Source organism: Arhodomonas sp. KWT, from assembly GCF_010993615.1.
Genome location: NZ_WNXE01000010.1, coordinates 1 through 8,041, shown reverse-complemented (window position 1 = coordinate 8,041; position 8,041 = coordinate 1). Strand labels below are relative to the sequence as shown.

The window sequence follows — 8,041 nt, the reverse complement described above, 5'->3', positions numbered from 1 at the left end:
CGTGCCGCCTGCTCCAGCGGGGTGGCCGGATCCAGCAGCTCGACGATGCCCGGGGCCACCGCCTCCGGCAGCGGGGTCGCGCCCTCGGTCTCCGCGGAGAAGGCGGTGCGCCGCAGCAGGGTGCGCACCGGCCCGGGGTCCACGCTTGCCAGGCGCAGCGGGGTGTCATCCGGCAGCTCCGCGGCATAGGTGTGCATGAGCCCTTCCAGCGCCCACTTGGAGACCCCGTAGGCCCCCATGAACGGAACGCCTTCACGGCCGGCCTCGTCGCTGATGAACAGCACCCGGCCGGCGGGGGACTCCAGCAGCAGCGGTGCGCAGTGGGCCAGGAGCAGGAATGTCGCGTTGACGTTGACGTGCAGGGTGCGCAGCCAGACCTGCGGGTCGTACTGGGTCAGCGGTGCGGGCTGGCCGATCTCCGCGGCGTTGAGGACCAGTGCGTCCAGACCGCCGAGGCCCTCGCGCAGACGCTCGGCGAGCTCCGCCAGATCGTCCGGGCCCACGCCGGCGAGCTCCATGGGGTAGATCGCGGGCTCCGGGCCGCCGGCGGCGACGATCTCGTCATAGACTGCCTCGGCGGCCTTCACCGTGCGCTCGAGCAGCACCACCGTGGCGCCGGAGGCCGCGGCTGCCAGCGCGGTGGCGCGGCCCAGGCCGTTGCCGGCGCCGGTGATCAGCACACGGTGGCCGGACAGTGCGGCGGGCCCGTCGGGGATCGGCAGCGGCTGGACGGGGAGGGCGGTCATTGTGTGTCTCCGTTGCTGTGTCGCCGGTGTGCGGCCCGCGCCCGACGGGCGTGCCGCCAGGCGTGCCAGAGCTTGCGCACGGGCGTGAGGTGGTGGCGTTGCTGAAGCACGGGCATGCCCTCGGCACGCAGGCGCTCCAGCAGGGTACGGTACAGCCGCGCGTGGACGGTCAGCGGCAGCAGGCGCCGCTGCTCCGCGTCGGGGACCGCGGCTAGGGCGTTGTCGAGAAAGTCCATGATCCGGGCGGCCTGCCCGTCGAGGAAGGCGCGCACGGGTTCGCTGTCGGGCTCGCGCAGCAGTTGCCCACGCTCCAGACCGGCCTGCGCCAGCTCGTCCTCCGGGAGGTGCAGCCGTCCCGCCTCCAGCTCCGGGCGCAGCCGGCGCAGGCCCCGGAGCAGGGGCAGGGCCATGCCCAGGTCGTGGGCGAGGGTCGCGGCGGTGTCCGGTGCAGCGCCGCACCCGGCGACCGCGAGCCGTACCGACCCGCCGCCGAGGCGGTGGCAGTAAACACTGAGCTCGCGGAAGCTCGGGTAGCCGCCGTACTCCAGATCCATGGCGACCCCGTCGAGCAGCGCCTCCAGATCGTCCCGCGGCAGGGCCCGGCGCGCATTCGCCGCGGCCAGTGCCTGGGCGGCCGGATGCTGGGCGCCGCCGTCGAGGGCGCGTCCCACCTCCTCGCGCCACCACGCGAGCTTGGCCGCAGCGACCCCGGGGTCGGAGACCTCGCGGGGGATGGCGGTGAGCTCGGCGTGCACGGCGTTGACCGCGAGCAGCGCCTCGCGGCTGTCCGCGTCGTCGGCGAACAGCAGCGCGTAGTGGAGGCTGGAGCCCGGCGGGGCGGCCTTGTCGCGGCAGTACTGCTGGGGCTGCATGGGTCCAAGGGCTGCGGCGTGGTGGCCGGGGAGTATACCGGGCCAGGCGGCCACGTAGCGAGGCACGGGTGTCGCTGCGTCCCGACTCCTCCCGGTCCAGTGCTTTTGAGTGCCCTCCCGGGGGCGGCCGGCGGCACCGGGAAACCCGGAGGCCCGTGCCGGGAGGCGTGTCTTGCAGTATGGCGGTCGCCGCGGGCAGCGGCGAGCACGGGCGATTGTCAGGCGATGGCGGACGTGCGACGGGGACGTGTGCATCGCGGGCGGGCGCCGTTGCGGGGGGGCATCGGGAAAGATAGAGTTTCGCGCTTGGCGCGCGTTCCTCTCCGGCAGCGTCGTTTCTACCCGCGACGATGGTTCTCAAAGGAGGAGATGCAGCCTGTCTTCGTGTTTTGCGTGCCGTCGTGAACAGGGCGGGGCGTCGGTTTATGGCCCGGTTATCGTTCGTCGACCTCCCGGGCCGGACCTCGGTGCCTCGTCCGTTTGCAGGTTCGTGGACGGTCCCCCCGTTCGATGATGCAGGATGTCTCATGGAAGGGTTACAGATCCTTTTGTTCGGGGTCGTGCTGATTGTCTCGATTGTCAGCGTGATCAGTTACCAAGGCCGGCGACGGGCGTCGAAGCGCCGATTCCGTGTGCTTCAGGACAGTGCCCCCTCCCGCGGGCTGAGCGAGGAAGAGCGTGCGGCGCTCGGCGAGGTCTACAGCGGGCGCAAGTACGGCGGCGAGGTTCGTCAGCTCAACGGGCTGTACGCACGCCACGGCATCACGGGCAACAATGCCGGTCAGGGGCAGTATCACGACCTCATCGACGGCGTCGAGGTCGAGCTGCATCAGCGGCTGCGCAACGTCCTTGCGAATTACAACAAGGCGGAGGTCGTCCTGGCCAAGCGGACGGCGCTGGTGGTGCAGCTCAATGGCCGGACGCTGACCGAGGCCGTCGAGCTCGACCGGCGCAGCGAGCGCGCCGAGGCCCGCGTGGCCTCCGACGACTTCTCCGCCGCCTCTTCCTCCTCCTCCTCCTCCGCGACGGCGACCACGGGTGCGAGCGCTTCGGCGACGGCTTCGCGGGACGGAGGGAACGGCGCCGAAGAGAGCGCGGTGACCCTGCTCGGGCAGCGTCGTGAAACCCGTGAGGAGGCCCGGCTGAGACTGGACGCCGAGACGCGCGGCAGCGCGGGCGCGCTTGTGTGTCTTCTGGGGATGCTGGGGGCGCTCGTTTTCGCCTATGCCGATCTGGCCTGGGGCTGTGCGGCCTCGCTCGTCGTGGCCCTGCTCGGCGTCTGGCGCTATCTCGCCGCGCCGAAGTGGCCCATCGGCGGCAAAGCGGTGGACGTGAAGCGCCTGAGGGGGCCGCTCGAGCGGGTGATGACGCGGCAGACCGTCCAGGAGACGAACATCAGTGTTGCCGTTCCCCGCATGGAGTATCTCGACCTGACCTACCCGGGTTCGTGGTTGCCGCCGCTGTGGGAGCGCCTACCGATGACGGCGGCGGAGGTCGAGGTCGACGCGGAACGGCACGTGCTCCAGCACGGCTCGCTGTCACTGTATGAACAGCGACGGCGTTTCCCCATCCACCACTGGATTCGCCATGCCGTTCTCGCCATCGGTGCCGCCCTGCTGCTGATCCTGGCCTGGGTGCTCGCCTCGCCGCTGAGCGTTTCCCTTCCCATGGCCTGGAATCTGCTGAGCGGTCCGGAGGAGATCGATGCCGACGGGCCGCAGGCGCTGCGCGACGTGACGCTGTGGCCGGGGGACACTGTGGCGATCTCCGGGCAGGCGGGCTGCCGGCTGAGCAGCCCGAGTTCGGCGGTGACCTCGATGCTCGACTGCTCGCGCCTGGTGTGGGGGGCGCCGGCGCGGGCGCTGCCCGAGGTGACGGTTTCGCCCGAGCTCCAGCGTCTGCAGGAGGCGATCTTCAGGCTCTATACCGGCAGTCCCGCCGAGGACGTGGACCTGCCGCGGTACCAGCGTGCGCTCATGCGCCGGTACGACCGCCGCCTTCTCAGCGGGCTGGGTGAGTTGAAGGCTGATGTGAAGGCGCTGTGCGACGAGTACTATGTCTCCGACGGGTGCTACCGGGCGGAGCGCGTGTTCGACCGCATCGACGAGTCGTCGCCGCTGCTGGCGGCTGACGATGCGGCGCTGCTCTCCCGGCAAGACGCCGTCTGGTTCTCCAGACTCCTCCTCAAGGTTCTCCTTCCCGCCTACGTCAAAGAGGTCGAAGAACCGTTCCAGGCCTGGAACCGGTCCCGCTCCGGGCAGGTCCGTACGCAGCTGAAGGGCCGCTTCGAGCTGGCGGGGGGCGGCGCACGGGAGGCGTTCCTCGAACGGCGGGGTCTTGCCCTGACGGAGCTCCTGGGCGACACCGTCAATCGCGAGTTCCGTGTCCAGGGGGTCGTCGAGCATGTCGGCCTGGAGGGGGACACGCTCAGTCTGGCGCTCATCCCTGAGGAGGACGCGCCGTCGTTCGTGCGTGGCATCGTGCCGCCATTCATGGTGATCCTGCTGCTCGTCGTGGCGGCGAGCCAGGGTTACCTGGCGCGGCAGGGGTATCGCCGGAGCAAGGCACGTGAACAGAAGGTCGGGCGCTGGGCCGCCGAGCACCTGCGCTAGGTTCGCGAATCGGCGGCGAGGCCCGCTCACCAGGGCCGGAAACGGTCTCGGGCTGGCGAGTGGTCCGCCGCGCAGGCGTCACCCTGGCGGTGGCGCCGGTGCTTCCGTCAGGCCGGCTCGAGCCAGTTGAGGATGTCCAGGGGGTGGCCGATGAGGCCGTCCGCCCCCCAGTGGGTGACGCGGTCCTCGGCGTGGACGTAGCCGAACAGGGCCACCAGGGTGATCGCCCCCGCGCGCTGCCCGGACTCGACGTCGCGCTGGGCGTCGCCCACGACCACGCACGCCTCCGGGGGCAGGTTGAGCGCGTCGCAGGCCTGCAGCACGGGGTAGGGGTTGGGCTTGCGCAGGGCGAGGTCGTCGCCGGTGATCAGGCAGCCGCTGCGCTCGGAGTAGCCGAGCGCAGCCACCAGCGGCCGGGTGAGCCAGCCGGGCTTGTTGGTGACGATGCCCCACGGGACGTGCCGCGCCTCGAGGACCGCCAGCAGCTCGTCCATGCCGGCGAAGGCGCGGGTCTCGCGGTGAACGCGCTCGCGGTAGATGGTCAGGAAGCGCTTGCGCAGTCCGGCGAAGCGGGTGTCGGACGGATCGATATCGAAGCCCCGCCGCACCAGCGGGCCGCTGCCGTGGGAGACGACGGTGGCGAGCTGGCCGGCGGGCAGGGGGGCGAGGTGCTGCTCGGCGCGCAGGTCGTTGAGGCTGCCGATGAGGTCCGGGGCGGTGTCGAGCAGGGTGCCGTCCAGGTCGAGGAGGACGGCGCGGGCCAGCGGTGCCATCTCGTCAGTCCCGCCCCCCCTGCTCCCCGTCCGCCCGGAAGGCGGCGATGTAGTTGACGCTCACGTCGCGGCAGCGGCGGCATCGCCGGGTCACCGGGTTGTAGTGGATGCCCGTGAGCCGGGTGAGTGACAGGCCGGCGTCGCGCGCCCAGGCCGCGAGCTCGGAGGGGCGCACGAACTGGGTGTAGTCGTGGGTCCCGCGGGGCAGCAGGCCGGCGACGTACTCGGCGCCCACGACCGCGAGCAGCCAGGCCTTGGGCGTGCGGCTGACCGTGGAGAAGACCACCGTCCCCCCGGGTGCGGCGGCGCGTGCACACGCGGCGACCACGGCCGCCGGGTCGGGGACGTGCTCGATCATCTCCAGGCAGGTGACGACATCGAAGGTGGCGGGGGCCTCGGCCGCCATGGTCTCCGCCGAGGCGTGGCGGTAGTCGATCTCCAGGCCGCTCTCGCCGGCGTGCAGCCGCGCCACGGACAGGCCCTCGTCGCCGAGGTCGACGCCGGTCACGCAGGCGCCGCGCCGGGCCATGCCCTCGGCCAGCAGTCCGCCGCCGCAGCCGACGTCGAGGACGCGGCGCCCGGCTAGCGAGCCGGTGGCCTCCTCGATGAAGTCCAGGCGCAGCGGGTTCATCTCGTGGAGGGGGCGGAACTCGCCCTCCGGGTCCCACCAGTGGGCGGCGCTGCGGTTGAACTTGGCCAGTTCCCCGGGGTCGGCGTTTTCGCTGAGTGGCGACATGACGGCTCCGCGCTCAGGACGGCTTTCCGGCGATCTTATCACGCCAGCCGTGGGCCCGGCGTACGATCTCCTCCTGGTCCAGGGTCGTGAGTACGCCGTCGTTGAACAGGTGCCGTCCGGCGACCCAGGTGTCGCTGACCTGGTCGCGGCCGCTGGCGTAGACGAGCTGGGAGATCGGGTGGAAGAGCGGTGCGCTCTCGATGCCGTCCATGCGCACGGCGATCACGTCGGCCTCCTTGCCGGGGGTCAGGCTGCCGACGCGATCGCCCAGGCCCAGGGCGCGGGCGCCCCCCAGGGTGGCCGCTTCCAGAGCCCGGGCAGCGGGCAGGGCCGCCGGGTCCCTGGCCACGCCCTTGGCGAGCATGGCCGCGGTGCGGAGCTCGCCGAGCATGTCCAGGTCGTTGTTGCTCGCGGCACCGTCGGTGCCCAGCGCGACGTTCACGCCGGCGGCGCCCAGCGCGGCTACCGGGGCGAGGCCGCTGGCCAGCTTGAGGTTGGATTCCGGGCAGTGCACGACCTGTACGCCGGTCTCGGCGATGCGGGCGATCTCGGCGTCTTCGAGCTGTGTCATGTGCACGGCGATCAGTCCGGGGCCCAGCAGGCCGAGTCGGTCGAGGCGCCGGATCGGGCGCTCGCCGGTGGCGGCCAGGCTCTGCTGGATCTCGTCGGCGGTCTCGTGGAGGTGGATATGCACCGGCAGGGCGAGCTCGTCGGCGATGGTACGCAGCCTCTCGAGGTTGGGCTCGCTCACCGTGTAGGGCGCGTGCGGTGCGAAGGTCGTGGTGATCAGGGCGTCGTCGCGCCAGGCATCGTGTACGGCGAGTCCCTTGTCGATGTACTCGTCCGGCCCGGAGGCCCAGGCGGTGGGGAAGTCGATGAAGATCATCCCCACCACGGCACGGATACCGGCCTGGCGTGCGGTGCGGGCGGTGACGTCGGGGAAGAAGTACATGTCGTTGAAGCAGGTGGTGCCGCCGCGCAGCATCTCCGCCACTGCGAGCCGGGTGCCGTCCTGGACGAACTCCGGACCGGCGTGGGCGGCCTCCGCCGGCCAGATGTGCTCGTTGAGCCAGGTCATCAGCGGGAGGTCGTCGGCGAGCCCGCGCAGCAGATTCATGCCCGCGTGGGTGTGGGCGTTGACGAAGCCGGGGAGCACGGCGTGATCGCGGCGGTCATGGACGACCCGGGGCTCGTAGCGGCCGCCGGCCTCGTCGGTGGGCAGCACCGCCTCGATCCGCCCGCCGTCGATGACGACGCTGTGCGCCGGCAGGCACTGTCCCGATGGCTCCACCGGGATCACCCAGCCGGCGTGAATGACCTGATCGACTGTCTGCATGCCTGTCCTCCTGCACGGGTGGCGGGTGCGGCGGGTTGGTGGGGGAATGCTACTAAGCGCGTCACGGCTCCCGCTACATTTCGGTGAATCCGCAGGCCCGGTGGAGGGGCGCGCTCACCCGCCGGCTCCCTTCCCGCCGGTGTGGCATACTGACGCGCCCCGCACGTGTGGCGCGGGGGTCGACTGCCGGAGGGTGTTGTTGAGTATCGCCGAACACGACCGGGTCCGCGCCGTCGCCTGGGACGCGGCGGACGGATCGCTGATGCTGCTGGACCAGCGCGTGCTGCCCGAGCGCATCGCCTATCGCCGCTGCCACGATGCCCGCGGGGTGGCCGCGGCCATCCGTGACATGGTGGTCCGCGGGGCGCCGGCGATCGGCATCGCCGCCGCCTACGGTGCCGCCATGGCGGTAAGGGACGACGACTTTGACGCCGGGCTATCGGCGCTCGCCGCCTCCCGGCCGACGGCGGTGAACCTGGCCTGGGCGCTGGCGCGCATGCGCGAGGCCGCCGCCGGCGGCGCCGACGCGGCGGCGCTGCTCGCCGAGGCGCAGGCGCTGCACGACGCCGACGTGGCCGCGAACCGTCGCATGGGCGAGCTCGGGGCTGAGCGGCTGGGCCGCGACTGCGGCGTGCTCACCCACTGCAACACGGGCTCGCTGGCGACGGCGGGCTTCGGCACCGCCCTGGGGGTGATCCGCACCGGCTGGGCCGCCGGCCGCATCCGCCGGGTGTTCGCCGACGAGACCCGGCCGTGGCTGCAGGGGGCGCGGCTCACCGCCTGGGAGCTGCTCGCCGACGGCATCCCGGTGGAGGTGATCGCCGATGCCGCGGCGGCGTCGCTGATGCGTACCGGCGCGGTCGACTGGGTGATCGTCGGCGCGGACCGTGTCAGCGCCAACGGCGATGTCGCCAACAAGATCGGCACCTACCCGCTGGCGCTCGCCGCGCGGGCGCTGGGGGTCGG

Annotated in this window: 7 protein-coding genes; 2 read left to right on the top strand and 5 right to left on the bottom strand. The window is 72.0% G+C overall.

Annotated elements, in window-relative coordinates:
• Nucleotides 1-746: SDR family NAD(P)-dependent oxidoreductase (locus G7A99_RS03720; RefSeq protein ID WP_163138937.1), on the bottom strand; the 746-nt coding region annotated here is incomplete at its 3' end.
• Nucleotides 743-1,618, bottom strand: coding sequence for a squalene/phytoene synthase family protein (locus tag G7A99_RS03715; RefSeq protein WP_018718603.1), 876 nt, complete (start codon nt 1,616-1,618; stop codon nt 743-745). The genes G7A99_RS03715 and G7A99_RS03720, both read right to left, overlap by 4 nt.
• Nucleotides 1,619-2,145: 527 nt before the next feature.
• Here G7A99_RS03715 and G7A99_RS03710 point away from each other — a divergent pair.
• A complete protein-coding gene (locus tag G7A99_RS03710; RefSeq protein ID WP_163138917.1) occupies nt 2,146-4,230 on the top strand; it encodes an IgaA/UmoB family intracellular growth attenuator in 2,085 nt (694 codons plus the stop codon).
• Nucleotides 4,231-4,337: 107 nt separating this feature from the next.
• Here the strand turns inward: G7A99_RS03710 and G7A99_RS03705 are convergent, their stop codons facing one another.
• The 3 genes from G7A99_RS03705 to G7A99_RS03695 are packed head-to-tail and all read right to left on the bottom strand — an operon-like array spanning nt 4,338 to nt 7,075.
• Nucleotides 4,338-5,003 (bottom strand): HAD-IA family hydrolase, encoded by a 666-nt coding sequence (locus G7A99_RS03705; RefSeq protein ID WP_163138916.1) that lies wholly within the window; start codon nt 5,001-5,003, stop codon nt 4,338-4,340.
• A 4-nt stretch (nt 5,004-5,007) separates the two neighbouring features.
• On the bottom strand, nt 5,008-5,739 hold the full coding sequence (gene ubiG, locus G7A99_RS03700) for a bifunctional 2-polyprenyl-6-hydroxyphenol methylase/3-demethylubiquinol 3-O-methyltransferase UbiG (protein ID WP_163138915.1): 732 nt from the start codon (nt 5,737-5,739) through the stop codon (nt 5,008-5,010).
• 13 nt (nt 5,740-5,752) lie between these two features.
• The gene (locus G7A99_RS03695) at nt 5,753-7,075 is read right to left on the bottom strand and encodes a TRZ/ATZ family hydrolase (RefSeq protein ID WP_163138914.1); all 1,323 of its coding nucleotides are present in this window, start codon (nt 7,073-7,075) and stop codon (nt 5,753-5,755) included.
• A gap of 199 nt (nt 7,076-7,274) precedes the next feature.
• On the opposite strand from G7A99_RS03695, the gene mtnA reads away from it, so the two are divergent.
• Nucleotides 7,275-8,041, top strand: a 767-nt coding sequence (gene mtnA / locus G7A99_RS03690; protein WP_163138913.1) for an S-methyl-5-thioribose-1-phosphate isomerase, incomplete at its 3' end; no start/stop codon positions are given.